The organism is Gilliamella sp. B2785 (genome assembly GCF_026537005.1).
GTDB classification, from domain to species: domain Bacteria; phylum Pseudomonadota; class Gammaproteobacteria; order Enterobacterales; family Orbaceae; genus Gilliamella; species Gilliamella apicola_E.
The window spans coordinates 45,642-71,399 of record NZ_JAFNNC010000001.1 but is presented as its reverse complement, the minus strand read 5'-3'; the positions used below and the strand labels follow the sequence as shown (position 1 = coordinate 71,399).

General features: G+C 30.6%; 29 protein-coding genes, 1 tRNA gene and 1 pseudogene. 25 read left to right on the top strand and 6 right to left on the bottom strand.

Translation table 11 applies throughout. The features are described from left to right. Positions 1-123 precede the first annotated feature (123 nt). The 18 genes from J3U24_RS00360 to J3U24_RS00270 all read left to right on the top strand — a co-directional run bounded on the left by J3U24_RS00360 (position 124) and on the right by J3U24_RS00270 (position 15,032). A complete protein-coding gene (locus J3U24_RS00360) occupies positions 124-1,476 on the top strand; it encodes a vWA domain-containing protein (protein ID WP_267336859.1) in 1,353 nt (450 codons plus the stop codon). 2 nt (positions 1,477-1,478) lie between these two features. Next, a complete protein-coding gene (locus J3U24_RS00355) occupies positions 1,479-2,945 on the top strand; it encodes a sensor histidine kinase (protein WP_267336858.1) in 1,467 nt (488 codons plus the stop codon). Further along, entirely contained in the window at positions 2,926-3,609 is a 684-nt protein-coding gene (locus J3U24_RS00350; RefSeq protein WP_065563435.1) for a response regulator transcription factor, read from the top strand. The genes J3U24_RS00355 and J3U24_RS00350 overlap by 20 nt, the downstream gene beginning before the upstream one ends. Before the next feature lie 112 nt (positions 3,610-3,721). Continuing rightward, positions 3,722-4,405 (top strand): RHS repeat domain-containing protein, encoded by a 684-nt coding sequence (locus tag J3U24_RS00345; RefSeq protein ID WP_267336857.1) that lies wholly within the window; start codon positions 3,722-3,724, stop codon positions 4,403-4,405. Between the two features lie 12 nt (positions 4,406-4,417). Next, a complete protein-coding gene (locus J3U24_RS00340) occupies positions 4,418-4,837 on the top strand; it encodes a hypothetical protein (RefSeq protein ID WP_065734842.1) in 420 nt (139 codons plus the stop codon). 471 nt (positions 4,838-5,308) lie between these two features. Further along, positions 5,309-5,974 carry a hypothetical protein gene (locus J3U24_RS00335; protein WP_267336855.1) on the top strand — a complete coding sequence of 222 codons (666 nt, stop codon included), beginning with the start codon at positions 5,309-5,311 and terminating at the stop codon, positions 5,972-5,974. A 181-nt stretch (positions 5,975-6,155) separates the two neighbouring features. Continuing rightward, positions 6,156-6,545 carry a hypothetical protein gene (locus J3U24_RS00330; protein ID WP_065734837.1) on the top strand — a complete coding sequence of 130 codons (390 nt, stop codon included), beginning with the start codon at positions 6,156-6,158 and terminating at the stop codon, positions 6,543-6,545. Positions 6,546-6,559: 14 nt separating this feature from the next. Beyond that, positions 6,560-6,916 (top strand): hypothetical protein, encoded by a 357-nt coding sequence (locus J3U24_RS00325; RefSeq protein WP_267336854.1) that lies wholly within the window; start codon positions 6,560-6,562, stop codon positions 6,914-6,916. 391 nt (positions 6,917-7,307) lie between these two features. Continuing rightward, the gene (locus tag J3U24_RS11520) at positions 7,308-7,955 is read left to right on the top strand and encodes an RHS repeat-associated core domain-containing protein (protein WP_324123761.1); all 648 of its coding nucleotides are present in this window, start codon (positions 7,308-7,310) and stop codon (positions 7,953-7,955) included. Beyond that, positions 7,897-8,427, top strand: coding sequence for an SMI1/KNR4 family protein (locus tag J3U24_RS00310; protein WP_267346952.1), 531 nt, complete (start codon positions 7,897-7,899; stop codon positions 8,425-8,427). The genes J3U24_RS11520 and J3U24_RS00310 overlap by 59 nt, the downstream gene beginning before the upstream one ends. Before the next feature lie 318 nt (positions 8,428-8,745). Continuing rightward, on the top strand, positions 8,746-9,198 hold the full coding sequence (locus J3U24_RS00305; RefSeq protein WP_220679812.1) for a hypothetical protein: 453 nt from the start codon (positions 8,746-8,748) through the stop codon (positions 9,196-9,198). 223 nt (positions 9,199-9,421) lie between these two features. Next, a complete protein-coding gene (locus J3U24_RS00300; protein ID WP_267337875.1) occupies positions 9,422-9,706 on the top strand; it encodes a hypothetical protein in 285 nt (94 codons plus the stop codon). A 635-nt stretch (positions 9,707-10,341) separates the two neighbouring features. Further along, positions 10,342-10,974: an RHS repeat domain-containing protein gene (locus J3U24_RS00295; protein ID WP_267336850.1), complete on the top strand. Its 633-nt coding sequence runs from the start codon at positions 10,342-10,344 to the stop codon at positions 10,972-10,974. Between the two features lie 266 nt (positions 10,975-11,240). Then, positions 11,241-11,906 carry a hypothetical protein gene (locus tag J3U24_RS00290; RefSeq protein WP_267336849.1) on the top strand — a complete coding sequence of 222 codons (666 nt, stop codon included), beginning with the start codon at positions 11,241-11,243 and terminating at the stop codon, positions 11,904-11,906. Between the two features lie 470 nt (positions 11,907-12,376). Beyond that, the gene (locus tag J3U24_RS00285) at positions 12,377-12,580 is read left to right on the top strand and encodes a hypothetical protein (RefSeq protein ID WP_267336848.1); all 204 of its coding nucleotides are present in this window, start codon (positions 12,377-12,379) and stop codon (positions 12,578-12,580) included. 560 nt (positions 12,581-13,140) lie between these two features. Next, positions 13,141-13,377, top strand: coding sequence for an RHS repeat-associated core domain-containing protein (locus J3U24_RS00280; RefSeq protein ID WP_267337021.1), 237 nt, complete (start codon positions 13,141-13,143; stop codon positions 13,375-13,377). A 56-nt stretch (positions 13,378-13,433) separates the two neighbouring features. After that, complete coding sequence (locus J3U24_RS00275) at positions 13,434-14,111, top strand: hypothetical protein (protein ID WP_267336847.1); 678 nt, start codon at positions 13,434-13,436, stop codon at positions 14,109-14,111. A gap of 570 nt (positions 14,112-14,681) precedes the next feature. Continuing rightward, positions 14,682-15,032 (top strand): hypothetical protein, encoded by a 351-nt coding sequence (locus J3U24_RS00270; protein WP_267336846.1) that lies wholly within the window; start codon positions 14,682-14,684, stop codon positions 15,030-15,032. A 222-nt stretch (positions 15,033-15,254) separates the two neighbouring features. On the opposite strand, the pseudogene J3U24_RS11545 reads toward J3U24_RS00270, so the two are convergent. After that, a pseudogene (locus tag J3U24_RS11545) lies at positions 15,255-16,310 on the bottom strand (bifunctional transcriptional activator/DNA repair enzyme AdaA). Between the two features lie 301 nt (positions 16,311-16,611). On the opposite strand from J3U24_RS11545, the gene J3U24_RS00255 reads away from it, so the two are divergent. Further along, positions 16,612-17,262: a DUF421 domain-containing protein gene (locus J3U24_RS00255; protein WP_267336842.1), complete on the top strand. Its 651-nt coding sequence runs from the start codon at positions 16,612-16,614 to the stop codon at positions 17,260-17,262. A gap of 82 nt (positions 17,263-17,344) precedes the next feature. Here the strand turns inward: J3U24_RS00255 and ispE are convergent, their stop codons facing one another. Beyond that, positions 17,345-18,184 carry a 4-(cytidine 5'-diphospho)-2-C-methyl-D-erythritol kinase gene (gene ispE / locus J3U24_RS00250; RefSeq protein ID WP_267336840.1) on the bottom strand — a complete coding sequence of 280 codons (840 nt, stop codon included), beginning with the start codon at positions 18,182-18,184 and terminating at the stop codon, positions 17,345-17,347. Between the two features lie 11 nt (positions 18,185-18,195). Next, positions 18,196-18,816 carry a lipoprotein insertase outer membrane protein LolB gene (gene lolB, locus J3U24_RS00245; protein ID WP_267336839.1) on the bottom strand — a complete coding sequence of 207 codons (621 nt, stop codon included), beginning with the start codon at positions 18,814-18,816 and terminating at the stop codon, positions 18,196-18,198. A gap of 156 nt (positions 18,817-18,972) precedes the next feature. Here lolB and hemA point away from each other — a divergent pair, with 156 nt between their 5' ends. The 5 genes from hemA (at position 18,973) to J3U24_RS00225 (ending at position 21,996) form a co-directional block, all read left to right on the top strand. Further along, on the top strand, positions 18,973-20,244 hold the full coding sequence (gene hemA / locus J3U24_RS00240) for a glutamyl-tRNA reductase (protein ID WP_267336837.1): 1,272 nt from the start codon (positions 18,973-18,975) through the stop codon (positions 20,242-20,244). 30 nt (positions 20,245-20,274) lie between these two features. Continuing rightward, the gene (locus J3U24_RS11540) at positions 20,275-20,523 is read left to right on the top strand and encodes a DUF1289 domain-containing protein (protein ID WP_065563430.1); all 249 of its coding nucleotides are present in this window, start codon (positions 20,275-20,277) and stop codon (positions 20,521-20,523) included. A gap of 113 nt (positions 20,524-20,636) precedes the next feature. Further along, positions 20,637-20,879, top strand: coding sequence for a zinc ribbon domain-containing protein (locus tag J3U24_RS00235; RefSeq protein ID WP_065563429.1), 243 nt, complete (start codon positions 20,637-20,639; stop codon positions 20,877-20,879). A gap of 99 nt (positions 20,880-20,978) precedes the next feature. Then, positions 20,979-21,065, top strand: a tRNA-Leu gene (locus tag J3U24_RS00230). A 136-nt stretch (positions 21,066-21,201) separates the two neighbouring features. Further along, positions 21,202-21,996, top strand: a complete 795-nt coding sequence (locus J3U24_RS00225) for an acid phosphatase (RefSeq protein ID WP_267336836.1) — start codon at positions 21,202-21,204, stop codon at positions 21,994-21,996. Positions 21,997-22,061: 65 nt separating this feature from the next. Here J3U24_RS00225 and J3U24_RS00220 read toward each other — a convergent pair whose 3' ends face one another. After that, positions 22,062-22,943, bottom strand: a complete 882-nt coding sequence (locus J3U24_RS00220; protein WP_065734148.1) for a LysR family transcriptional regulator — start codon at positions 22,941-22,943, stop codon at positions 22,062-22,064. Positions 22,944-23,097: 154 nt separating this feature from the next. Between J3U24_RS00220 and J3U24_RS00215 the strand changes: the two genes are divergently transcribed. After that, positions 23,098-24,060: an aldo/keto reductase gene (locus tag J3U24_RS00215; RefSeq protein WP_267336834.1), complete on the top strand. Its 963-nt coding sequence runs from the start codon at positions 23,098-23,100 to the stop codon at positions 24,058-24,060. Positions 24,061-24,182: 122 nt separating this feature from the next. Here J3U24_RS00215 and J3U24_RS00210 read toward each other — a convergent pair whose 3' ends face one another. Further along, on the bottom strand, positions 24,183-24,935 hold the full coding sequence (locus J3U24_RS00210; protein WP_267336832.1) for a hypothetical protein: 753 nt from the start codon (positions 24,933-24,935) through the stop codon (positions 24,183-24,185). A gap of 29 nt (positions 24,936-24,964) precedes the next feature. Then, a complete protein-coding gene (locus J3U24_RS00205) occupies positions 24,965-25,729 on the bottom strand; it encodes a hypothetical protein (protein ID WP_267336830.1) in 765 nt (254 codons plus the stop codon). Positions 25,730-25,758 lie beyond the last annotated feature (29 nt).

Here is a 25,758-nt window from a genome sequence, read left to right as displayed (position 1 = left end):
TAATAGGTGTTTTTTATCACGGTTTTACTTTTTACAACTTTTTACAATTAAATACATTATTTAGACAATTTATTTGGCGATTGATGAATAATTGAATAAACTTTATATAGGAAGGAAAATACTATGAAATTTATTAAACTATTTGTCATGTTAGGTTTTGTCTTGTCTAGTTTATTTAGCTATGCCACGACAATTCTACCAAGTTCACAAGTTTCACAAATTAACGTCCGTTCAGAATTGTCTTCACCTATTATTATGGCAGGAAGTGAAGAAACCAATTATTTAAAAGTTTCATTAACTGGTGAAAAAGCGAACTCTAATAAACATGTGCCGATCAATTTAGCGCTTGTTATTGATAAATCAGGTTCAATGCAAGGCGATCGCATAGTAAAAGCGAGAGAAGCTGCTATTTTTGCGGTTAATATGCTAAATGAAGAAGATACCTTATCTATTGTTACTTATGATTATGATGCGAAAGTTATTGTTCCAGCAACTAAAGTAAAGAATAAAGAACAAATTATTAAACTAATCAATAAAAATTTAGTTGCAGGTGGAGGAACAGCCTTATTTGCAGGATTGAGTAAGGGAATAAAACAAGTTGAAAGCCAACTTACGAAAGATAAAGTTAATCGTATTATTTTGTTATCTGATGGTCAAGCCAATATAGGTCCTAGTTCAGTAGCTGAACTTTCTCAATTAGCTATTATTGCGGCTAAAAAGAATATTGCTATTACCACAATGGGGATCGGTTCAGATTATAATGAAATATTAATGTCATCTATCGCAAGTTATAGTGATGGTAATCATGTATTTGTTAATAATACTTTTGATCTTGAAAAAATGTTTGTTCACGAGTTTACTGACGTGATGTCCACAGTTGCTCAAAATGTTGTGATTACTATCCAATTGAAAGATGGCGTTAAACCAGTGCGTTTACTTGGTCGAGATGGTGTAATCAAAGGTAATCAAGTTACGATTAAAATGAATCAATTGTTTTCAAATCAAGAAAAATATGTACTGTTAGAAGTCATCCCTGAGGAAGGAAAAGTTGGCCAAAGTAAAACGTTAGCTCAAATTGATTTATCATATGACAATTTATTGAGAAATAAAGCTGAACACGAAACTCAATTTGTAAGCGTAGCGTATACCGATGATAAAAAGTTGGTCAAGGATTCAATGATTCAAGAAGTTTTAGCTGAATCAGAGATCCAGAAGGTAACCATTGAGAATGAAAAAGCTTTAGAGTATTACAATCTAGGTAGGTATAAAGAAGCAGAAGATATTCTTATGGAAAATAGTAAAAAACTTAGCTCAATTTCAAATTCAGTATCCTCAGAAGAGGCAAAAGAAAGATTAAAAGGCCAAATTGAAAAAAATAATATTATGGCTGATGCTGCTAAAGCTGATAAAGACGTTTTCAACAAAATTTCAGCTGAAAAGCAGTTTGAGTCAAAAAGCAATGTAATTAAGAAATAATTATGAAAAGATTAGCAACGATTTTATCTTTAATGATGTTAATAGCGTTTATAAGCTATTTAGGTTGGCGAAGTGTAGAACACGAAGTGTTATTACGAGAAAGCAACCAAATCTTACTCGCCAAAAGCCGTATAAATAATATCAAGTTATCGATTGAATCGTTGCTAAATCAGCGTCTATCTTATCTGAGTAGATTGTCACTTCAAATTAGTGACGACAACGATAAAGCGGAAGATTTATTAGGCTCAGAAACTGATATTAAAAATATTTTTATCATCAATAAAAATAAAATTTTATTTGTAAGTGATGTGTATGATTCGCAATGGCATAAGATAGTAGAATCCATCGCTTTAGATAATTCTGTTTTATTCAATCAACAAGATCATACTGAACAGTTTCAACCAAGTTCTGGTTGGTATCAAATGTATAACCACTTAATTTACTGGTCAATTCAATCGGATAATATTATTGGTTTTGAGCTTTCTAACATCAAGCTCTCTTTTGATATGATCAATTTATTAGATAAGCAAGCTTTTGATGATAATTTCAAATTATCCGATGGCGATAAGCAGATTTATACCAATGGTGAAAAGTCTGATAATGAAATGTTGATATCACTAGACTATCCTTTACAAAATTGGCATTTGACCTATTATTATTCCTCCCCAAATGTTGTTAATTTGTATTTCTTAGGTTCTGTTGTTATTGGTCTTTTCATTACCGTAATACTTGGATTGATTTTCTATAGCTATCGAGAATATACTCGAACATTGCGCTTAGCAAAACAGCAGGTTAGTTTTGTCGGGCAAGTTTCCCATGAATTTAAAACCCCCCTAACCAATATCACACTATATTCTGAAATGTTGTCAGAGTATCTAGAAGATGAGCCTGCACCCATTCCTGATTATTTGCATGTAATCAGTGCTGAAAGTAAGCGATTAACTAGGCTAGTTCAAAATGTTTTAAGTTTTAATAAACCACTTAGTGTCAATATAAAACCAGTTAATTTAACCGAGCTAATCAACCAGATATATAATACCTTTAGTCCTATTTTAGATGCAAAATCGTTACATCTTAATATCACTAATATTGCAAGTGATTGTATTGTTAATACGGATGAAGACAGTGTAATGCAAATTCTCAATAATTTTCTGAGTAATGCTGAAAAATATGCTTCTAAGGGCAAGCAAGTTGATTTATCTTTAACTAAATCGGGAAAACAGGTGATAATTACGGTTCGAGATTATGGTGAGGGCATTGCTAATCATTTATTAAAACAGATTTTTGATCCTTTTTATCGGGTTAGCTCATCCATAACCGAAGGGGTTTCAGGTACTGGAATAGGGTTGACGATTGCCAATCAGTTAGCTAATCAGATCAATGGTGAAATTAAAGTTATGAATCAGAATCCAGGAATTGCGTTTTCACTTATTTTAATGGAGTTAGAAAATGAAGATTTTAATTGCTGAAGACGATAAGCATATTCTTAATGGTATGTCAGATCTTCTAGAAAAAGAAGGTTATACGATTATCAAAGCAAATGATGGTAAAGTTGCACTTGAAATGTTTAATCAACATCAACCCGATTTTATTATTTTAGATATTATGATGCCTGAACTTGATGGTTATTCTGTTTGTCGTGAAATCCGTAAATTAAATGAAGATGTGCCAATTCTATTTTTATCTGCTAAAGATGAAGAGATCGACCGAGTAATTGGATTAGAGCTCGGTGCTGATGATTATATGAATAAGCCTTTTGGTATTCATGAACTTAGGGCAAGAATCAAGGCAATAGCCAAACGTTACTTAAAATCAAAATACTCAAATTGCTCTAAAGAAGACTATTTTCAATTTGGTGATTTGAATGTCTATTCTTCCGAATTGTATGCAAAAAGAAACGATCAGGTTATCGAATTAACCTTAAGAGAAATTAAGATTTTAGAGTGTTTATATCAGTTTAAAAATCAGGTTGTTACTCGAGATATGCTTTTTGATTATGTTTGGGGATATGATTTTTTACCTAATAGCAGAACGCTCGATCAACATATTTCAAAATTGAGAAAACAAATAGAAATTAATCCATCCACACCAACTTTAATTAAAACTGTTCATGGGATTGGTTATAAACATTAAATTTAATATAAATTTTATGAAGTTCAATTTTATTTTATGCAGGTAAAATCTTAGATGTAGTAACTCAAACCTGATCTGACAGTTACCCGTTTTTTATAGGTGTCTGTCAGCTATGCTAGGGGACAAGTCCTACTCAATTATATCGGATTATTTGGGCAGACCCGCTCAGGCCTATGATGATAAAGGTGAGCTGGTTTGGCAGGTGGAATTTGACATCTATGGAAGAATACGGGAAAATTTATTTAACAATAAGTCGTTTATTCCGTTCAGGCAACTGGGGCAGTATGAGGATGTAGAAACGGGGCTTTATTATAACCGTTTCCGGTACTATAACCCTGAAACAGGTTCCTATATTAGCAAAGACCCTATTGGACTCGCTGGAAATAACCCGAATTTATACGCTTATACTCACGACTCCAATACGATGGTCGACCCGCTGGGGTTGGATATTTTTGATAGTATTGATTGGGATTTACCTGTAAATACAAGAAATGGTGTAAAAACTAATTTAGATTTAGCATTGGAGGGTAAAGCCCCTTTTATAGTGAAAGATGGGAAATATAGTCAAATTAATTTGCATCATTCCAAGCAAAATGCTAAAGGTTCATTATTTGAACTATCAGCATCAACACATCAAAAATATTATGGAAGTGATGCGCTCCATCCTCATTTACCAAATGCACACCCTGATAATCCAGTAAATAGAGATTTATTCAATATTGATAGAGAAGCTTATTGGAAGCAAAGGGCAGAAGCAGAAGTTAATGCTCGAAAATTAAAAGTAAAATGTCATTAAAATTTATTTTATATGTTATCAAATAAAGTTATAAACTTTTGTAAAAATAATGGTTGGTGGTTCAATGATGTATCAGAAGAATATTCAAATGTTTTATTAGATTTAAACATTTCATTAGAAACAGATTTTAGTCAATTTTATTTACATGCAGAAGATGGTCCAACTTTTTATTCTAGAGGATATGAATTATATCAAATTTGTTGGTTTTCTATAAATTCTCACTATGATTTAGATATCAAACGAACTCATGAGATACTTAAAATGCCTAAGCAGTATATACCGCTTGACAGCTTTGAAGGTGAAGAAGGTTTTTTTTATAATATAAAAACAGGAGAAATAATAAGCTTTAAATTAGGAGAAGAATTAAGTAATTTGCAACCACAGTGGAATAATTTTAATGAATTTTTAGAATGGTATTTTGAATTAAATTGAAAAGAACAAGCCAACTTTAAAATTGGCTTTTTAAATTAAAAATATTTATTCCACTGGTCTAACAATTCCCATTCCGAATTAGGGAGTAAAGATTTAACAAGCGAAAAAAGGTTATAAAAGTCTAGGGGAGAATGACAGAGCCTAAGCCCTTTGCACTGCGTTTCCGCTAAAAGGACTGTTTGCCCAATATTACAAATAGAGTTAAGCGAAAAAACTAAATTCTTATCATCAGTAATCAATTTTAGATATAGTAAAGTAATTAAAAATTCTTGAGAATAAAGGATTCTTTTCCGTTTTTAGAATGATTGTTTTTTTTATTAAATTTGTATTACGATCAACAAAAAGCAGATCAAATATATGGTGCATCGGGTAAGATTTCAAAGGAAATAAATTAGTATTATGTGTTTGATAAAAAAGGAAATTTTATATTAAACAAGCTAAATTTAATAATTAAAAAGTAAAAGGAATCAAATGTCATTTGATAAAAAAATACGAGAAAATTTAGATGGAAAGTATCTAACAATATATAGCGATTCTTTCAAAGAAGGAATAGAATATGCTTCTAAATTAAAAATTAACCATGTTCAAATAATTTGGGTATCTAAAAAAGAAGTAGATTTTAAAGAGTTTGAAAAGGTTGGTGATTTTTTAAAAATAATATCCTTTGTAAGCGTAGTAGATCATATTAAAAATTTAGATTCAATTTATTCATTACAGAGGATTGAAAAACTTTATTTTCAACAAAAGCAAAAATTTAAAATAGATATTTCAAAGTTCCCAAAAATTGAATATCTAGGTAGTGAATATTGGAAAGGCTTAATAAATATAAATAAAGCACATTCTCTGCAAGGTTTGTTACTTTTAAACTTTCCCAATGTAAATCTTAATGAACTATCAGAATTAAAAAAGTTACAAAAACTTCATATCTATAGCTCAAAAATAGAAACGTTAGCAGGAATAGAAAAACTTCCTTTGAATAACTTATCTTTGGTTCGGAACAACGCTTTAGAAAATATAGAAGCCATAAAAGAACTCAAAAAATTGAACGATTTACTGATTGAAAAGTGTAAAAAAATTTCTGATTACACTTTATTAGATAGCTTAAAAAATAAAGTGGATATAAGAATTATTAAATAACTAATTCAAAATTACTATCCTAAATTTTGTGTATTTATCCACTAAAGGTAATGGTTGATTCTGTCTTCAAATTCAGAAAATTTTAAAACGGGGCTTTATTATAACCGTTTCCGTTACTATAATCCTGAAACTGGCTTATGTATTAGCCAAAATAGATAATAACCCGAATTTTTATGCTTATGTGCATGATAGTAATGCTTGGGTAGATTTTTTTGGATTATCATCTGCATACGAAGTAGATACTTATGATAATTTAAAAGCAAAAGATGTTGTAGGAGATAAATTAGGTATTCATCACGTACCTCAAAAAGCATTGGCAAAAACGCAAGTTGTACGCTATCCTCAAACAGCATTAGCAGGAGATGCTCCTGCAGTTAGATTGCCTGATGCTGAACACGCCACAATAACAAAACTACAATCTCAAAATAAAGTAGCACGTTCTCAAATGACAGCAACACAGTTGTTACAGGACGATATTGATATGTTACGTACACATACAAACGCACCTGAAACCTCTATTGAAAAGCTAAAAGATATGAATAAACAGAAATATGGAATAACTTGTCATTAAAGAGAGTATTAATAATGGAAAACAATCTAATTGAAGTATTTGGAAAAATAGTAAAAACAAGTAGAGATAGTGGTTTAGATATAGTATCGAATTACAAAAACAACATTGAAATTCCTAAAAGTCCAGATGAAGAACAAAAAGCATTAATGGAATTAATAAAAACATTAGATGCCGAGCAGTTTGATCAATTACAAAAAGGGGTAAAGTATTGTATAGAGCTTTCTCTTTTTAAATTGATAAGCACTATTGAAAGTGGCGTAAGCGATTATGCTTTTGACTTATCTATTCAAAACAGTAGTGATAAAACACAATTAGTTGGAGAAAATATTGATAACGAGCTTTCTCTCGAATATTGGCATTGGATTAGTTAATATTGAAATTTATTATTAATTGGTTGGTATTGCACCAACCAATTTTTTATTTCTTTCAGAATGCGGAATAAAAAAGGGGGCAAAAAAAGGTGTGGCAAAGCCACGCATTTATAAAAATTGCTCAGCAAAATTTGGTTTCTTGTCCGTTTTTGGCTGTCGAAACAGCCCAAAATAAAAAGTTATTCACAATTATACTAAACCTCATTACTGTTCTTGGGTACGAGCTTTTTACACACTATCAATTTGTATTTGGGCGGTTTAGCGTTTTTTTGTTTTTTCAGAATCTTTCGAGCTGTTTTTAATTCGCAATTTTAATAATTAGGATGTGTAAAGCTATCTTTCTACTGCAAAGCTATGCGAGGGCAAGTCCTACTCGATTGTATCGGATTATTTGGGCAGACCGGCTCAGGTCTATGATGATAAAGGTGAATTGGTTTGGCAGGTAGAACTTGACATCTATGGAAGAATACGGGAAAATTTATTTAACAATAAGTCGTTTATTCCGTTCAGGCAACTGGGGCAGTATGAGGATGTTGAAACGGGGCTTTATTATAATCGTTTCCGGTACTATAACCCTCAAACTGGCACCTACATCTCTAAAGACCCTATTGGCCTCGCAGGAAACAAACCCAATCTTTATGCCTATACCTTCGATTCTAATTCGGAAGTTGACCCGTTTGGGTTGATGGCTAATTTTCCTACTAATATAGATTTTACGGGACATCCTGATTTATTCCCTTCTGAAGGAGCAATTGTTAAAATAAAAATGCAAGGTTCCCGTGGAAGAGATTTTACAGAAGCGTTTAAAAAATCTGGCATTGATAGAAAATTAGCAGATGGCTATACCTGGCATCATTTATATGATTTTAATTCAACAACAGGAGAAACTACAATGCAATTAATAAAAACAGACACCCATAAAGCTACAATACCTCATAAAGGTTCTGTTTATCAGTTTGAAGCTGAATTTGGAGTAAAATATGGAACTCCTGAAGCTATTAATAAAGCCAAGGATAAGGGTAGGGTTAAGTGTAAATAAATTAAATATCATGATAAAATATAAATTAATAAACAGCTCCCAAGCAATATATGAATATAATATTACAGAAATAGAAAAGTTATTAAATATAAAATTTCCAAAAGACTTACAAGAATTGTATTTAACTTTTAATGGTGGCGAAATTGAAGGAGATAAAAACGTATATATAAGTAATTCCGGTACTGAATACAGTATAAAAACATTTATGCCAATAAAATATAAACGTTTTACTGAAGATCAATTATTAGAAGAGAATACGATATACTTTATTAATAAAAAATTAGTTTCTAATAATTATTTAATTTTTTCAATGGATTGGGGGGGATTTCCTTTTTGCTATAATCTACAATATGGAAGTATATATTTTGCAAATTTAGAAACAGAAGAGTCTGATAAAAGAATGGAATTTGTTGCAAATTCTCTTGAAGAGTTTATTAACGGCATGAAAACAGAGGAAGAAGCTTATAATTAATAATAACAACAAGCCAATCCAAAAGTTAGATTGTTTTTGTCATTTTGCGGTAAAGCCTAAATTCTTATTATTTAGTAGTAGATTAAAGATATTATAAAGTAGTTAAAATTCTTAAGGATTATTTCGTTTTTAGAACGATTGTTTTTTTAATTTGTATTCCGAACCACAAAAATCCGATCAAATATATGGTGCATCGGGTAAGATTCTAAAGGATAAAAATTGGAATTATATTTATGATAAACAGGGAAATCTTATTATAAAAACTCCGAGAAATTTTAATAATTCTGCCAATAACTTAACAAAATAGAAAGATTAGGTATGTCAAGAATAATAAAAAAAAATAATATTTGGTATTTTGATGATTATTTTGATTATTTAAATAAAAACGAAAAACAAATACCAGAAAATACTAAATATTTTATACTGGATCATGAAAGATATCTTATTAGAGGAGAAAAAACATTATATGATTCTTATTTTAAAAGTTTAAAGTATAGTATTGGTATAGGAAAGAAAAAAGATTTATTAAGTATAATTTTTACCAATGCTTTTAATACAAAAAAATATTGTTTTGAGTTTCAAAATGTAATAGAAATAAAATTAAACTGTGATTTAGATTACTTAAAAAGCTCTTATTTATTGATTCATCAGTTTTCGATCAATAAAGATAATAGTTATAAATATGAATTTATCTTTACTGATAGATCTAAAATAATTCTGAAATTTAAAAATATATCGATTAAAGAAGAAGATATCAGTAATTATGAGTAAAGTATTAGATTAGATAAGTTTTGTATAGTTAACTCATTCAACAATATTAGAAACCAATCCAACTCTAAAGTTGAATTTTTTCTTTTAAGAGTTTAGTTTATCTAACAACTCTAATTCTTCCTTAAGGATAAGAAAGCGGAGGGGTTGGAAGTGTAGAGCATATGTTCGTTTGGGAACCTTGGAAATATGGAAGTTTATTCTAATTAATTTTAATATAAAATTTATGAAAAAGGCTAGTCCTGAAAAAAAAGCTTATGTAAAGAAACTTTGTGAGGAAGGTATTGTAAAAGCAAATGAAATTTTAAGCCATCTTAAAGAAGGTGAGTTTTATCAGGAATTATCACGAGGTGCTTTAATCAATATAAAAAATGAATTAAAAGAAATGAGTTTAATTTTGGATAAAAAACAATATGATCCAGCCTATCCAAGATTCATTTTAGATTATCCGAAAACTGATTTAATAGATTACTATGTTAATATATGGTATGAATATTATAAAAAAACATAACAAAAAGCCAACCTTTAGGGTTGGCTTTTCTGTTTTTGTGTTTCAACGGTTCAGCTTGTCCAGTAGTTCCATTTCTTCCTCGGGGATAAGGGAGCGAATCAGTTGCAGGATGTTGTAGATATCCCATTTATTATGTTCCGTATAATTCGGAAACGAAATTTTTGCCAGTAAAGCCGTTTGCTCAATATTACAAATAGAGTTAAGCATAAAACCTAAATTCTTATCATCAGGGATGAATTTAAGATAGGGTAAAGTGATTAAGATTTTTTTTAAAATTTCTATTCCGATCCACAAAAATCCGATCAAATATATGGTGCATCGGGTAAGATTCTAAAGGATAAAAATTGGAATTATATTTATGATAAACAGGGAAATCTTATTTTAAAAACTCCGAGAAATGTTAAAAATTCTGCCAATAACCTACCAAAAAATTCATCTTTCTTAAGTGAAAATATAAATTCTAAGAACAATTTTGGGATTGAAGAAAATGAATTTGACCGTAAGGCCGAAATACGGCGATATTCAAAATCCGAACTCAAACAATACGATAAAATAAGAAAAAAAGAACGCTTGAAAATTCTGCCCCTCCACAATGGCGGCAAGGTTACTGGGAATACCAATGTCAGGGAAACGGAATGTTACAAGCGGTACGCAATCCTCAGGGGAAATGGATCCGTTTTAAATACGACGCTTTAACTAGAAGAACAGCTAAAATTGTAAATACAAAGATTTATCGTTATCTTTGGGATAATAATGCATTACTTCATGAGTGGTTTTATGAGAATGAACGTCGTCCAAAGGTTGTTTCTGATGAGCTGGGAATGCTTATGTGGGAACAACCCGAACCGGTCGAAACCCTGACCACTTGGGTTTATGAGGAAGGAAGTTTAGTACCCACAGCTAAGCTATGCGAGGACAAGTCCTACTCAATTGTATCGGATTATTTGGGCAGACCCGCTCAGGCCTATGATGATAAAGGTGAATTGGTTTGGCAGGTGGAGATTGACATCTATGGCAGAATACGGGAAGATACCTTTAACAATCAGCCGTTTATTCCGTTCAGACAACTGGGGCAGTATGAGGATAAGGAACTAGACGGGCTTTATTACAATCGTTTCCTATATTATAATTCTGAAACAGGGCAATACATCAGCAAAGACCCCATCGGTCTGCAAGGAAATAACCCGAATTTTTATGTGTATTTGCATGACAGTCATGTTTGGGTTAAACCGTTGGGATTAAAGGAGCTTATTTATTTTTGTTCGTAAGTGGGTACAAATACACAGGAAAGGATTAAGCAGGGTGAATAAGTGTTCCATTTCTATCAAAACTAATCAAGTAGATAAATATGTACAGGGAAATAAACATAATATTCCTAAAGAGAATTAAACAATTATATGCTTAGTAAATCAACTTGGTATACAAATTCACACTTACAAGAAAAACAACAGAGTTAGCAGATAAATTACGAGCTGATTATGAAACTGACGTAAAATCAAGAGCGCAAACAAGTTGTCATTGATTTAATATAATTATGGAAAAATACAAAGTAAATCTTACCGAAACATCTATCTTTAAAGGGATAACAATTTTATTTGATTATCTTGAAGACGGTCTTGATTATGCTCAACAAAATAACATTAAAGATGTTTGTATTCGTACAGATATAAATGATAATCAAAAAAAGACTGTAAATTTTGACTTTTTAAACGATAGAAACTTCATTGAAACTTTTCATTGGTTAGTTCCGCTTACTAAAAGATCTAACATTGAGGGTTTGTACTATTTATCAAATTTGAAAAATTTACGTTGGGACTTTGATATTATTGACCTTTCCAATTTTCCAAAACTAGAGAACCTTAATATTGGATACTATTCTGGAGTTACGGGTTGGGAAAATCTAAAGTTGTTAAACCGATTAATGATTGGTGGTGTGGAATCTGAAGATTTATATTTTCTAAACAAAACTGATAGTTTAGAATACTTACGTCTTATAAAAGGAAAGTTTACTACAATTAGGGGGCTTGAAAAATGTGATAAACTCAAAACTATATTTATTCAAAGTTGCAATTCTTTAATTCACGTAAAAGAAACAATAAAACAAATGAAGAGTATTGAAAATTTAGTCATAGAAAAATGTAAGAATGTGGACTTAAAAGGAATTGAGTTAATAGGATTAAAAAACATATCTATTATCTAAGATTTAGAATGTTACCGAATTTCGTAATGATTAATACGGGAAAAATTGGATAGACTACACTAATTAGTACCAGTTTTATAAGGTCATTGTTATGATAAATAAAAATAAAAGAAGGTACCAACAATGACAATACATTTACCACAAATAGAAAACGTAGTTTTACAAATGAATTCAAAATACAGATGGTGATGCCGTACCAAAATGGTAAAAACCGTGCTGATATCGTTGCCGAGTATGACCTCACTAAATCTGCATTAGTGCACTAGATAAGAGGATAAAGCAATACCAAACCACCGGAGCGTTCACCGCCCAAGAAAATTGCAGTACCGAAGAAAATGAGCTGATAGCGCTACGCAAAGAGAATAAGTGCTTGTTAATGGAGAATAATATCCTAAAGCAAGCGACGTTGATAATGGGACGAAAATCGAGTTAATTTCACACAATAAGCATCGATGCAGCATCCGCACATTATGCATAAATTACTGTTAGAGGCTGATATTCCTTGGCAGGGTAGTAAATTCACTGGGAATTTAGATGATTTTATGAAAACCGCAAAAGAGGCATATAAAGATATTGATGCAAAAGTTGTCTTAAAATTTCCAGGAAAAAATGGACGAATTGTACAAAAGAACCTTACTCCATTAGTAGCCTTAGAAAAAATAGAAAGAAGATAAAAAGTAAATCATTAATTAACTTTTTTAATAAAAATAAATTGTTAAGTGATGATACTCTTGAAAAGGGAATTATCTTACCTATAAATACAATGTCCTTTAATCAATTCTATTTTGACTTTTTTTAGAAAATCAAAAACAAACTTATTTTTTAGCTAATAATTGGACTAAAATAGCTGAAAAAGAGATTTTTAATTTAGACATAAATGAAAATGAACTTTGGATATGTAGCATGGATGTTCTTAATGCATGGGATATAAATAAATTTACTTAAAATATTTTAGGTTATACTACAAAAAATGAAGTAGAAGGCAAAGAGTCGTTTTATTATGAAGCTCAAAAAATAAATTTTGCTTCAGGAAAATATCTTGTTACGCTACATGGATACAAAAGGATAAAACATAACGAACCTGTAAATGATGATGAAGACTATGGGCTTGGCTTTGAATTAAAGAAAGTAGATGATTTTTCCATTAATTCAGAAATTCCTGAAAATATAAATTTTGAAATTGTTGATTAACAATATTGAAATAAAAGCCAACTCATAAAAGTTGGCTTAGTAAATATTAGGGCAGTATGAGGATGTTGAAACGGGGCTTTATTATAACCGCTTCCGATATTACGACAGTAATACAGGAACTTATATAAGCGAAGACCCGATAAAACTTGAAGGATACAACCCAAATTTTTATGCAAATGTGTATGATTCGAATACGATGGTTGATCCTCTGGGGTTGGATTTACATCATATTATACTCAATCAGATATTTAAGGAATTTAGAAAAAATTTAGAATGGTAGTTGTTATATACAAAATGTATCTAAAAAAGCACAAAATTTAAATAATATAGAAAAAAATGAAATATAAAAAATTCGATGTTTCTTATGATCCAGTAATTACTGGAATTAATAATGGTGGAGCACAATTAAAATTAAAAGAAAATAAATCTTTCATCTCTAAAGAGGAAAAAAATAAATTTAACAAATATATTGATGAGAATTTAAATAATAGAGACAGAGTTTTTTTAAAAACTTTCAAATCTATTAATGAGGAACAAATATCTTCAATAAAATATTATCCAACGCGAAAAAAAATAAAAAGAACAGATTTTATAAGTTATTTGCCTTATGAATTTGGATTAAATTATATAATTTCAGAAAAGGCTTATGATGTAATTAAAATGTATAAAATCCCATCATTATTAAATAAAATTAATATAAGTATTGAAGGATGGGAAAATGATAAATTTTATTTGATAGGTTTTCCGATGATCCCTGATACCGAAATAGATTTAAAAAAATCCATTTTTTATGACACACAAAGAAATGAAAAAGTTAACTTCAAAAGTTATCAAGATTATAACGAGATAAATTTTAATCTAGTAGCATTGAATCTATTTCTACTTAATAAGTATCATTATGATATTATTAATATACAAGGAAAAGGTATGTTTTTTTCAGAAGACCTAATTTATGCATTAAAAGAAAATAATATTATTGGTTTTGAAATTAGAGAAATTATTTTAGAAAATTAGATAATACATTAATAACTAAATAAAAAAGCCTACTCAATGAGTCGGCTTTTTAAATTTAGAATATTATTCAACTGGTCTAAAAGTTCTCATTCCGAATTAGGGAGTAAGGATTTAACAAGCAAAAAAAGGTTATAAAAATCTAACGTAGAATGGCAGAGCGTAAGCCCTTTACACTCCGTTTCCGCTAAAAGGTCTGTTTACTCGATAATACAAATAGAGTTAAGCATAAAACCTAAATTCTTGTCATCAGGAATCAATAAGATTTGGTAAATTAGTTAAGAATTCTTGAGGATTAATGAGTAAATTTATACCTAAATACGATTTAGAAAAAGCACCAGCTAAAAATTAGTCCCTAAAGCAGGGTTATACAATAAAAAATCTTATAACAAACACTGTAGTTTAAAGGAGTATAAAAGGAATTAATACGGCAAAAATTTATTAGCTAGAGACATTAGGGAACTTAAAAGAGTATATCCAGATATTCCAAATTCAAAGCTAAAAGAACTCATAGCGTTTAAAGAGATGTAAACTGAAGCGTTTAAAAAAGCCTGAAATAAGATGAAAATAAATATGAACGATGTAGAATTTGTAAATAATATAATTTTAGAAGTATTGAAAAATAATTTAGATCAGTATAAAGTTAATTTGAGTAATTTGGATAATAAACAAGATGAATTACCTGAAGGGGAATGGAAATATGGAGTATCTCTTTATAATAAGTTAGATGTAAAAGACAAAGATAAATTTATATCTTTTTTAAAATTATCAATTACAGATACAATTTCTAATTTATTAGGTATTATTGACGGTGTCAGTTATCTGAAAGGGCAAGAGGAAGATTTCCAATTTTCATATAAAGGAAAAAAACTTAATGGAAATCTACAGGATATATTTTTAGAGGAAATAGAAGATGAAAGTTAATAATTAAATAATAACATTGGAACATGAAACGGGGCTTTATCATAATTAGTTACGATATTATAATTCTGCAACCAGCTTATATATTAGCCAAGACCCGATAAAACTTGAAGGAAACTATTATTTTCATGGTTAAGAATCCTCAATCCTGCTGTTCTCATCAATCCTTTTAATATACTCTTTTAACTTTGTTAAATTAATCTATTTTTTAGATAAAAATAGTTATTAATTTGAGTGTGTATCTGATTTTATGATTCTATTTTCATGTTCAATTAACCATTTTTTTCTTTCTAATCCACCACCATAGCCAATAAGTTCGCCATTTGTTCCGATTACTCGATGGCAAGGTATAATGATCGCAACTCGGTTATAACCATTTGCGCTGGCTACGGCTCGGATTGCTTGTGGTTTATTAATCTTTTGCGCTTGTTTTTTATAGGTGGTTAATTCACCATAAGGAATTTGCTTTAAGCAATCCCAAACGGTTTGTTGAAATAACGTACCTGGGATATGTAAGGCAATGGTAAAATCTTTTCTTGTTCCCTTAAAATATTCGGCAATTTGAACTTTAGTTTGTTTAATATGTTTATTTTCACCAAAAATAATCTTCATTTTAAGTAGAGATTGTAGTTGTTCAAATTCGGTTTCTAGCATTCTTCGATCTACAAATTCTAATAGACAAACTCCTAGACTAGTTGCGCAAACAAACATTGGGCCGAGAGGGGTAGTAAAACGGTCAATTAAAATGATGTCTTGTTGATTGCTAGTTGAAGGTGATTTTTTCATGATTTTTTTGTAGGTGTAACCAAATCCACTTAAGGAGTTGTAGCCACTATCCATTGCAGTATTAATCACATTTTTTCCTTATTTTAATTCTTGGAAAGCATTGTTAATTCGATACATTAGTTGATAAGCATGGAAGGTGATCCCATAGTGTTTTTTGAACCATCTGCGAATGATTTCAGGGCTTAATTGATTTTGTCTTAATTGATAATCGGTAATCTTATTTTTAGGAGTATTGCTAATTAATAATATTGCTTTAATTATTTCGTCAGGTGCAGCGTTTTCAGTGGGTCTACATATTTTGCAAGGTCGATAACCCGCATCAAGCGCTGATTTGAATGAAGAGAAAAATTCAACATTTTCAAATTTTGGTTTTCTGGCTCGGCAAGTAGCAATACAAAAAACTGAAGTGGTTTTAACTCCAGAATAGAAAACTCCAACATAACTTTCATCTTTTTCAAGTAACGCTTTGTAATAAATTTCTTTTTGATTAAGCATTTTATATCTTAATTTTGAACTGTTAAATGATGGAGCAAGCTCATAAAAAAAAGCTTTTGTTTCGCAAAATTGATAACTATTTTTATTTAATCTTTTATTATATTTTTTATCAATATGAAAAAAATAGATTGATAAATTAATCAATATCAATCTAATATTAAAGCGTCACTGAATTACTCACGATTTATATAATCAAATTTTCTAATTTATTAAAATCTCTTCTAAAATTTTATAGGTTTTCAGTATTAACTTTAATATTTATTGTTTTACTAGCTTAGGTCTTTAACATTTGGAGAGTACTATGCTTAACTATCTGGATTTTATTATTATTGCTTTAAAGTTATTGGTTGTTTTTATATGTATTGTTTTATTTCTAAAAATAACAGGTAAAACTTCACTGTCGCAAATGTCGAGCATTGATTTTATAGGGAATATGATATTAGGTGGGATTGCAGGTGGAATTATCTATAATCCTAAATTGACCATATATGATTTTATTGTTGTCTTATTGATGTGGACAGCAATCATGTATACCTCTAATTATTTAAAAAAACGAAGTCAAAATGCTAAAGCCTTTATTGTTGGTAATCCAATTATATTAATGGATCATGGAAAATTAAAATTGGATGCTTTCACCTCGATTAATTTAGATTTGGCTAGTTTTGCAGTACTACTCAGAATGAAGAATGTTTTCAACATTCATTGTGTTGAAAAAGCTATTTTGGAGCCTAATGGGCAATTATCAATAGTTAAAAAAGGGGATAAGGACATATCCGTCATTGTATTAGAAAACGAACAACCCGTTGATAATGTTTTAGAGCAACTAGGTAAGGATGAAAAATGGTTAAAATCCTCGTTAGCTGATCAAGGTTATAAAAGTTTTGAAGGGCTTTATTGCGTTGAGTATTATGATCATCATCTTTTTGTTATACCAAATGATGCTATACACTAAGGTTGGGACTTTTTCGATTTTATGGTGATTAACCATATAAATTAGTTATATTTATATGGTTAATCATGTTAAACAAAATTAATTAATCTGCATACAGCGGTGATAAGTTTAGTGATTTAGTTATAAAGTTTTTGACTGAGAGGGATTTCAGCTCATTTTGTATCGACAATGCTTGTTCTTTAGAATCACAACGAGTGAAAACACATGCTCCTGTCCCAGTTAGCCTTGTTGGAGCAAATTGGGATAAATACGATATAAGCTGATCGACTTGAGGATAACGTTCACGCACAATAGGTTCACAATCGTTAGTAAATTTATCAAAAGGAATTGACATTAATTGTTCAATAGTTCGTTTAGGTGTGTCACGCTGTAATTTAGGATCGTTAAATACTTTAACTGTTGAAATTTCAATATTAGGACAACTAACTAAATACCAATATTGAGGAATATCAACTTGTTGAAACTGATCGCCGATACCTTCAGCAAATGCTGAGTGACCATAAATGAAAATAGGCACATCGGCTCCAATTGAACGGCCTATTGTTATTAAAGTTTGTTGCTCAATATTTAAATTCCATAATTGGTTTAAAGCAACAAGAACTGTTGCAGCATTGGAAGACGCACCGCCAAGTCCTCCTCCCATTGGGATCATTTTCTCTATAGCAATATCCACACCGAGTTCACTATTATTTGCATAGGATTTTAACCGCTGAGCTGCAATAGTGATTAGATTTTTATCTTCAGGGACTTGTTCAAATTGAGTTAATAATCTTATTTTACCATCATTGCGAACATTAAAAGTCAGTTTATCGCAAACATCAATAAACTGGAATAAGGTCTGTAAATTGTGATAATTGTCTGGACGACGTCCAGTAATGTATAAAAATAAATTTAATTTAGCTGGCGATAACCAATGTTTCATATTCTGTTCCGTTAGTTTAACGTCCAGTTGCTAATTTTTAAGCGAATAAGTTCATCATCATGTGAAAGTTCAATGATGGCGGGTAAATCAACTTTTTTATTTTTGAAAGTATAAGTTGCATAGCTCAAAATCTTTAATGTCCATTTATTGTTATTTTGCATAAAAGATGTTGATGCAAGCCTACCTGAGTTATCTAATTTATCTGTTTGGTTATCATCAGAAAATCCTTTTAACCAATTATGTAAAGAGTTAAGAGGAATGTTGATGTTAGAAACTTTTTTCATTAATCTTTCAATATTAACATCATTATAACGTCCACCATTTTTATCCACTAATTCGGCATAGTTTGGTTCCGACTTTAGTGTTAAAATATTGGTGCCTACAGGTGTCGTTAATTTGACCTCATAATGATCTTGTGATTGTTGAATAATAAGGAAACGACCATAGTTTTTCGTTTTTGTTCCAGTATGAGCAATACTACCATTAACCTTAAAAGAATTAATTTGTTCAAGTATCTGTTTATGGCTTTGCCATTGTTGCTCGATTGATGCATTAGATTGGTATTTTGTTGTTTGACATGCAGTAATCATTAATGGCAATATAAAAAGTAACGCAAATTTGATTTTTGTCATAAAATAACTCTTAAGTAGTTATGGTCAAAAGTAGGGCATATTATAGCTGATAATTTTGCGAATAAGAAAAAGTAACTGTAATTAACCTTTATTATTTTTTTAGCTATAATATTTAAATTTAGACGCTTTATAAACTATTATAAAAGAATCAATGCAATGTCTATTACAGTATTGGGTGTAAACCATAAAAGTGCGTCAGTCGCTTTAAGAGAAAAAATTGCTTTTTCTAATGAGATTATTGATAAGGCATTATACAGTCTATATCAGCATCCTTTAATTACTGGGTGCGTCATTTTATCAACTTGTAATCGCACAGAAATTTACCTAAGTTATGAGGATGAGGCAGATTTTTTTCGAGTAAAGCAATCTGTTGAAAATTGGTTAGGACAATTTCATCACGTTGATTTGGATGTTTTTAATAAGTCACTATATTGCTATGAAGGCCAGAAAGCTGTCGAACATCTTATGTCTGTTGCTTGTGGTATTGATTCGTTAATTATTGGTGAGCCTCAAATTCTTGGCCAAGTAAAACAAGCTTATAATTTTGCTCAACAAAATAATTGTTTGTCAGTTCAGCTTGAAAAACTCTTTCAATCTATCTTTCATGTAGCCAAAATTGTTCGGACTGAAACTAATATTGGAGCAAATACCGCTTCGGTAGCTTACGCGGCGTGCTTAGTTGCGCGTGATCTTTTCTCTGATGTGTCTGAGTTAAGTGTAATGCTAGTGGGAGCAGGTGAGACCATTGAGCTTATTTCTCGCTACTTAAAGCCTCATGGATTCAAACATGTTATTGTTGCTAATCGAACAAGAGATAAAGCGCTAAAATTAGCATCTATTATTGATGCTGAGATCATCTCTTTACCTGATATTGCTAATCGACTCAAAGAGGTTGATATTGTCATTAGTTCAACTGCTAGTCCTTTACCTATTATTGGCAAAGGGATGGTTGAACGGACACTACATGAACGAAATAATAATCCAATGTTATTTATCGATTTAGCCGTTCCTCGTGATGTTGAGTCAGAAATTAGTCAACTAGAAAATGTTTATCTTTATACTGTTGATGATCTGCAACAAACCGTTCAGAACAATCTAGAACAACGGATTATTGCCGCCAATGAAGCTGAATATATTATTCATGAGCAAGCTGAGTTGTATATCGATTGGCTAAAAACCAGACATGCTGTTGAATATGTAAAGCAATATCGCCAGAATGCACAAGTTATTAAGCGTGAATTAGAATTAAAAGCGTTAAAAGCAATTAAACAAGGTGCCAATATTGATGATGTATTTTTTGAGTTTTCACATAAATTGACTAATAAATTGATTCATGCACCAACACAAACTTTGCTTGAAGCGGCAACACATGATTGTGATGATTGTTTTAAAATATTAAGTAAAGGATTAGGCTTAAAAGAGCTTTAATAGTTGTTGATCTTCATAGGAAGAGATAGATTGGATCAAATTGAATTTTTTGACATACAAAGCCCATGTAGACGAGTATGTGAGACAGATAAGCAAGGTTATTGCATCAAATGCTTTCGTTCCAGGGAGGAAAGATTCAATTGGTTAAAATTTTCAGATGTTCAAAAACAAGAAATTTTGCGATTATGTAAGCAAAGGGCATTAAGACGCCGCTATCAATTATTACAACAACAAAATAATAATCAAATAAATACTGCACAAATCGATTTCACTTTCTAATAAAAAATAGCCATTCTTATATATCTTGTATTCAATCTAAACTCGGAGTAGCATTTTTATTCAGGTTAAGTCGATTTATTTTAATTACCTGCAAATTAATTGGAATTTAAAATATGAAAATGTGTATTGCTTGTGGTATGCCAATGACAGCTATTGCTGATTATCCTTTACATGATTTGTCGAAAAACTACTGTAAACATTGCGCTCATTCAGATGGTTCAATGAAAACATTTGATGAAAAATGGCAAGAAGTTACTCTTAAATATTCAAATAACCATAATGTTGATTATTTAGTGGCAAAAGAGACCGCTTATACTATTTTAAAAAAATTACCTGCTTGGAAACGTAAATGGTAGTAGAAATTTTAGGCAACTAACTGCGTTTATAATAATATCTGTTGCAGATATCACAAAGCTTAGTATAATTGCCAACGTTTACTTATTTACACTTCAGATGCCAGTGTGGCGAAATTGGTAGACGCAGCGGATTCAAAATCCGCCGCCCTTAAAAGCGTGTCGGTTCGAGTCCGACCACTGGCACCAATAATAGATCATATTTCAATTGCTCACCCAAATCCTAAAAAATTAATACTAAATAAAGTTATTATTATCATCAAAATTTTTCCAAGTTCTCCGAAGTAAGCCTGTTTAATCATTAATCTGGTAATAGGAGCAAAATATGGCAGAAAAAATAAATGTTAGAAAATTGACAATTTTCATTTCAACACTCTACTGTTCTTTAATATTTTCTTCATCATTATTTGCTTTTCAAAAAGGGTCAACCGAAGACTTTCTTGGTCATGAAGTTGGGGTTACATATCATACTGCCGATCAAGCTGTTAGTAGTAAAGAATACTTGCCTATTTATCCTCAAGAAGGTACGCCTGAATTTGAAGCAGATAAGATTGCCTATTTACATGGTTATAATCTTAAAGATACTGATCGTTGGAAACAAGCAACAAAGGATGCTGATTTGCATACGGCAAATGTAGCTGAAATTTTTTCTGAACCTTTAGGTATTACAATATCACCCGAAACAACACCCATTTTATATAAAATGTTTGGTGATTTATTGGTTGATTCTGCTGATAATGCCACTAAAACGGCTAAAGAGTTTTATATGCGAAAACGTCCTTTTGTCTATTTTGGTAATCACTCTTGCCAGCCTGTTGATGAAGAAGAACGATTACGTCAAAATGGTTCATTTCCATCAGGTCATACCGCTTATGGTTGGACATTAGCTTTAGTTCTAGCTCAAATTTCACCTTCACATGCTGAAGCGTTAATCAAACGAGGCTATGAATTTGGTCAAAGCAGAATGATTTGTGGGGCCCATTGGCAGACCGACGTAAATGCCGGTAGAATGGTTGGGGCAGTGGAATACTCAAAATTACAAACTATCCCACAGTTTCAAGAAGATCTTCGCAAAGCAATTGACGAAGTTAATCATCAATATAGTTTATTAAAAAATTGATAGGCCATTTTGGAAAATTAAAAAGGCAGTATTACTGCCTTTTTAAAATATAAAGATTAATCTAATTAAGATTTCAATGCATCTAAAACAAGTTTAAAAACATTTGAATGGCCTTTACGGCTTGGATAATAGATATAAAATGGCTCATAGGTAATTGAATAGTCGCTTAATAATTCTATAAGTCTTCCAGTTGCTAATTCATTTTTTACATCAGGATAACCAATCCAACAAATACCTAAGCCATCAAGTATCGCCTGTTTTCTTAAATGATTATTGATGGAGAAGTGAGTAGAGGGGTGATATTGAATAATATTACCACTATTAGTAAATTCCCAAATTGTTTCCATTCCATGTTGGCTTGAAACTTTTTTGCCAATTAAAAGATGTTGATCTAAATCACTTATCTGTTTAGGCTCTTTTCTCTGCTTTAGATAATCAGGACTAGCAACTAGGACCATTCGCAAAGGATCTGATATTTTTACAGCAACCATTTCTTTAGCAAGGTCATTCCCAATTCTACAACCCATATCAAAACCATCTTTAACGATATCGACTAGATTATTGTCACATTCAATTTCAATCTTAATTTGTGGATAGCGTAAGGAAAATTGACTTAATTTAGGATATATAAAGTTTTCAATCGCAATATTTGATGCGTTGATCCTAATTGTACCTGATGGCGTATCTAAATAATCGCCAAGTGCGTTAACTTCTTCATTTATCTGTTTAAATAGAGGCGCTAGTTGTTTATAAAGTTGTTCACCAGCTTCAGTTAGTGAAAGACTTCGAGTTGTACGATTAAATAGCCTGAGATTTAATCGAGTTTCTAAATTCCTCATACTATGGCTTAATGCGGAAGAGGAAACTCCCAAAGATTTAGCTGCTCCAATAAAGCTTTTTGCTTCAGCGATAGTAATAAAGTAATTGAGTTCATTATAGTTATGCATAATATATAAAATTAATGAATTTAATTCATGATACTATAAATGAATACCCTGTTTATCTCAATAAAAGTTATCTCTAAAATAATATTATCAAAATTGACTTTTTATCAATTTATTAAATTATTTAAACGATTCTGACATACTGAGGAGTTATTGTATGGATTATATAAAATTAGGTACTTCTGATATTGAGGTCTCCAGGTTTTGCTTAGGATGTATGAGTTTTGGTGATCCTGCCAGTAAAATGCATGACTGGACACTTAATCCCGACCAAAGTGAAGCCATCATTAAACATGCTTTAGATCTAGGTATTAATTTTATTGATACAGCTAATACTTATTCAAGTGGAACTAGCGAGGAATATGTTGGAAGAGCATTGAAACGAAATATCGCTAGAGATAAAGTCGTTTTGGCCACTAAAGTCTATTTTAACGAAGGACACCTGTCTAAAACAGCTATTGAAAAAGAAATTGATGGATCGCTTAAACGATTGGGTACCGATTACGTCGATTTATACATAATTCATCGTTTTGATTACAGTACACCGATTGAAGAGACCATGGCGGCATTACATCATTTGGTCGAGATAGGTAAAGTCCGAGCATTAGGTGCATCGGCAATGTATGGTTATCAATTTTATAATATGCAGCTGGCAGCTAAGCAAAATGGTTGGACTCAATTTGTTTCAATGCAAAATCACTATAATTTATTGTATCGCGAAGATGAAAGAGAGTTAATTCCGATCTGTAAGCAATTCCATGTTTCATTAACTCCTTATAGCCCATTAGCGGCTGGTAGACTTTCCCGATTAGAATGGAAAACCGATACGTTGCGAAGTAAAACTGATAAAGTTGCTATTGCCAAATATGATAGTACGCAACAAATAGATAGAGAAATTGTTGTAAGAGTAAATGATATCGCACAAAAATATGGTGTAACCATGACGCAAGTTGCGCTAGCATGGCAATTTGCTAAAGGCGTTGCATCACCTATCATTGGTGCAACCAAAACGCAATATTTGGATGATGCAGTCGGCGCGTTAAAAGTTTCATTAACTAAAGATGATAGTGCTTATCTTGAGGAACTTTATATCCCCCATGTTATTATGGGAGCAATCTAAAAGTATTGTTTTTTAACTGTTTTTTACAGCTCACTAATCCTCGATATTATATTTGAAATATCGAGGGTTAAATAATAAATTGATTTTAAATAATATTTAAATGACTTTTTTTATCAATTTAATCAAAAGTATTCCAAATTTCGTAAATAAAAATGCGTCGTCACTTTATTTGGACCTAAACAATATTCTTTAGTCCAATCGCCGTGCTGATTATAATCACCATAAGAACACTCTTCCTTCATCTCAGCTATTCTTTGATTGTTTTCATCGAGTACAATTTTGCCAAATTCAATTTTGTAGTCGTATTGAATTCTTTTACTCAATTGTTTTTTATCATTATAAAAATATTTATATTCTCTTAAAACAACGATGAAACTGTCAGTTTCATCGTATTTTTGAAAAATTTCTACAACCCTTTTAGAGACTAAATCGTTTTCATAATAAACTTGACTAATGAAATCCAAGTCATAGGTTGAATCTTCAATTTTTATTATTCGCCCATTAGAATCATAACCTACCAATAATTTATTATTTTTTTTAGCATCCTGATAAGAAAGAATATTTTTTTCTTGATCAAACTTGATATCAAGATTCAGGTTCTTATTTTCAGATTCATAAGTATATTTCCCATTTTTATAATCAATAACAAATTTATAATAATCTAAAGTCATTGATTCAATGAGTCCATCGGTATTTGCCGTTAAAGTTACAGGATTATCCCCTTTTATTGACTGTTCTTTAATTGGAATGGAATAGGGGGCTAAATCTATACCAGCATGAATTAAATAGCTATTTTCAACGGCTATATTGGGTGTATGATTATCTTTACATCCAAATAGCGCTAAACTTATAAGAAGAATTATTTTGATTTTCATTATTATACTCCTATTTATTTACTTAAAGGTTAATATTCAATTTCACGTAAAACAAAGAAACTGAAATTTTCATTAGGCTTTAAGCAATAATATTTCGTCCAATCACCAAATTGATTAAAATCATAAAATTGGCATTCTAATTTTTGGTTATTTTTTGTTATATAATCATCTAAATAAATTATTTTTTTATCAATTTGATGATTATTATTATAAAAATATTCCACTTCATTTTTTGACATTAGTTTTGTTTCATCATTTTCTTTAATTGTGGTTTCTTCAATGATTTTTTTCAAATTATTTTGGTCATAAAGAAATGTTGATACGAAGGTAATAAGATTGGGATCAGTTTTTTTTGTAAGCTTAATCAATCTTTTTTGCTCATCATAATTAGCATACCAAGCAATAGGTAGTTTTGCTTCATGAATTTCGGTCATATTCTTGTCATTATCAAATTTTATATAAAATTCTAAAAGAAATTGATCTTGTTGCGAGAAAATCATTAAGGATTTTTGGTAATCAATATCTATTTTGACTGGAAATTCTTTATCTGATGATTGATTAAAAGTAGGTTTAATTTCGGGTGAAACAACAGAGGTAATAAAACCTTGCTGATTTATAGTAAACTCTTGGTTTATGCTACCAGATAGTATTTGTTTTTTTATTGGTTTGGAAAATGGTTTAAGTTCAGGAGCTTGAAAAAATAAGTAATTATTATTAATAGCTTGCTCATTATCACTCTTTGGGTTACAGCCAATTATCAAAAATGATAAAAAGCAAATGATAGTTTTTTTCATTATGATCCTTATGTTTAAAATCTGGTCCT

What these genes read in the sequence shown, in the direction of transcription:
- J3U24_RS00360 (WP_267336859.1), top strand. Translation starts at nt 124, where the DNA reads ATGAAATTTATTAAACTATTTGTCATGTTAGGTTTTGTCTTGTCTAGT.
- J3U24_RS00355 (WP_267336858.1), top strand. Translation starts at nt 1,479, where the DNA reads ATGAAAAGATTAGCAACGATTTTATCTTTAATGATGTTAATAGCGTTT.
- J3U24_RS00350 (WP_065563435.1), top strand. Translation starts at nt 2,926, where the DNA reads ATGAAGATTTTAATTGCTGAAGACGATAAGCATATTCTTAATGGTATG.
- J3U24_RS00345 (WP_267336857.1), top strand. Translation starts at nt 3,722, where the DNA reads ATGCTAGGGGACAAGTCCTACTCAATTATATCGGATTATTTGGGCAGA.
- J3U24_RS00340 (WP_065734842.1), top strand. Translation starts at nt 4,418, where the DNA reads ATGTTATCAAATAAAGTTATAAACTTTTGTAAAAATAATGGTTGGTGG.
- J3U24_RS00335 (WP_267336855.1), top strand. Translation starts at nt 5,309, where the DNA reads ATGTCATTTGATAAAAAAATACGAGAAAATTTAGATGGAAAGTATCTA.
- J3U24_RS00325 (WP_267336854.1), top strand. Translation starts at nt 6,560, where the DNA reads ATGGAAAACAATCTAATTGAAGTATTTGGAAAAATAGTAAAAACAAGT.
- J3U24_RS00310 (WP_267346952.1), top strand. Translation starts at nt 7,897, where the DNA reads ATGGAACTCCTGAAGCTATTAATAAAGCCAAGGATAAGGGTAGGGTTA.
- J3U24_RS00305 (WP_220679812.1), top strand. Translation starts at nt 8,746, where the DNA reads ATGTCAAGAATAATAAAAAAAAATAATATTTGGTATTTTGATGATTAT.
- J3U24_RS00300 (WP_267337875.1), top strand. Translation starts at nt 9,422, where the DNA reads ATGAAAAAGGCTAGTCCTGAAAAAAAAGCTTATGTAAAGAAACTTTGT.
- J3U24_RS00295 (WP_267336850.1), top strand. Translation starts at nt 10,342, where the DNA reads ATGTTACAAGCGGTACGCAATCCTCAGGGGAAATGGATCCGTTTTAAA.
- J3U24_RS00290 (WP_267336849.1), top strand. Translation starts at nt 11,241, where the DNA reads ATGGAAAAATACAAAGTAAATCTTACCGAAACATCTATCTTTAAAGGG.
- J3U24_RS00285 (WP_267336848.1), top strand. Translation starts at nt 12,377, where the DNA reads ATGCATAAATTACTGTTAGAGGCTGATATTCCTTGGCAGGGTAGTAAA.
- J3U24_RS00275 (WP_267336847.1), top strand. Translation starts at nt 13,434, where the DNA reads ATGAAATATAAAAAATTCGATGTTTCTTATGATCCAGTAATTACTGGA.
- J3U24_RS00270 (WP_267336846.1), top strand. Translation starts at nt 14,682, where the DNA reads ATGAACGATGTAGAATTTGTAAATAATATAATTTTAGAAGTATTGAAA.
- J3U24_RS00255 (WP_267336842.1), top strand. Translation starts at nt 16,612, where the DNA reads ATGCTTAACTATCTGGATTTTATTATTATTGCTTTAAAGTTATTGGTT.
- ispE (WP_267336840.1), bottom strand. Translation starts at nt 18,184, where the DNA reads ATGAAACATTGGTTATCGCCAGCTAAATTAAATTTATTTTTATACATT.
- lolB (WP_267336839.1), bottom strand. Translation starts at nt 18,816, where the DNA reads ATGACAAAAATCAAATTTGCGTTACTTTTTATATTGCCATTAATGATT.
- hemA (WP_267336837.1), top strand. Translation starts at nt 18,973, where the DNA reads ATGTCTATTACAGTATTGGGTGTAAACCATAAAAGTGCGTCAGTCGCT.
- J3U24_RS00235 (WP_065563429.1), top strand. Translation starts at nt 20,637, where the DNA reads ATGAAAATGTGTATTGCTTGTGGTATGCCAATGACAGCTATTGCTGAT.
- J3U24_RS00225 (WP_267336836.1), top strand. Translation starts at nt 21,202, where the DNA reads ATGGCAGAAAAAATAAATGTTAGAAAATTGACAATTTTCATTTCAACA.
- J3U24_RS00220 (WP_065734148.1), bottom strand. Translation starts at nt 22,943, where the DNA reads ATGCATAACTATAATGAACTCAATTACTTTATTACTATCGCTGAAGCA.
- J3U24_RS00215 (WP_267336834.1), top strand. Translation starts at nt 23,098, where the DNA reads ATGGATTATATAAAATTAGGTACTTCTGATATTGAGGTCTCCAGGTTT.
- J3U24_RS00210 (WP_267336832.1), bottom strand. Translation starts at nt 24,935, where the DNA reads ATGAAAATCAAAATAATTCTTCTTATAAGTTTAGCGCTATTTGGATGT.
- J3U24_RS00205 (WP_267336830.1), bottom strand. Translation starts at nt 25,729, where the DNA reads ATGAAAAAAACTATCATTTGCTTTTTATCATTTTTGATAATTGGCTGT.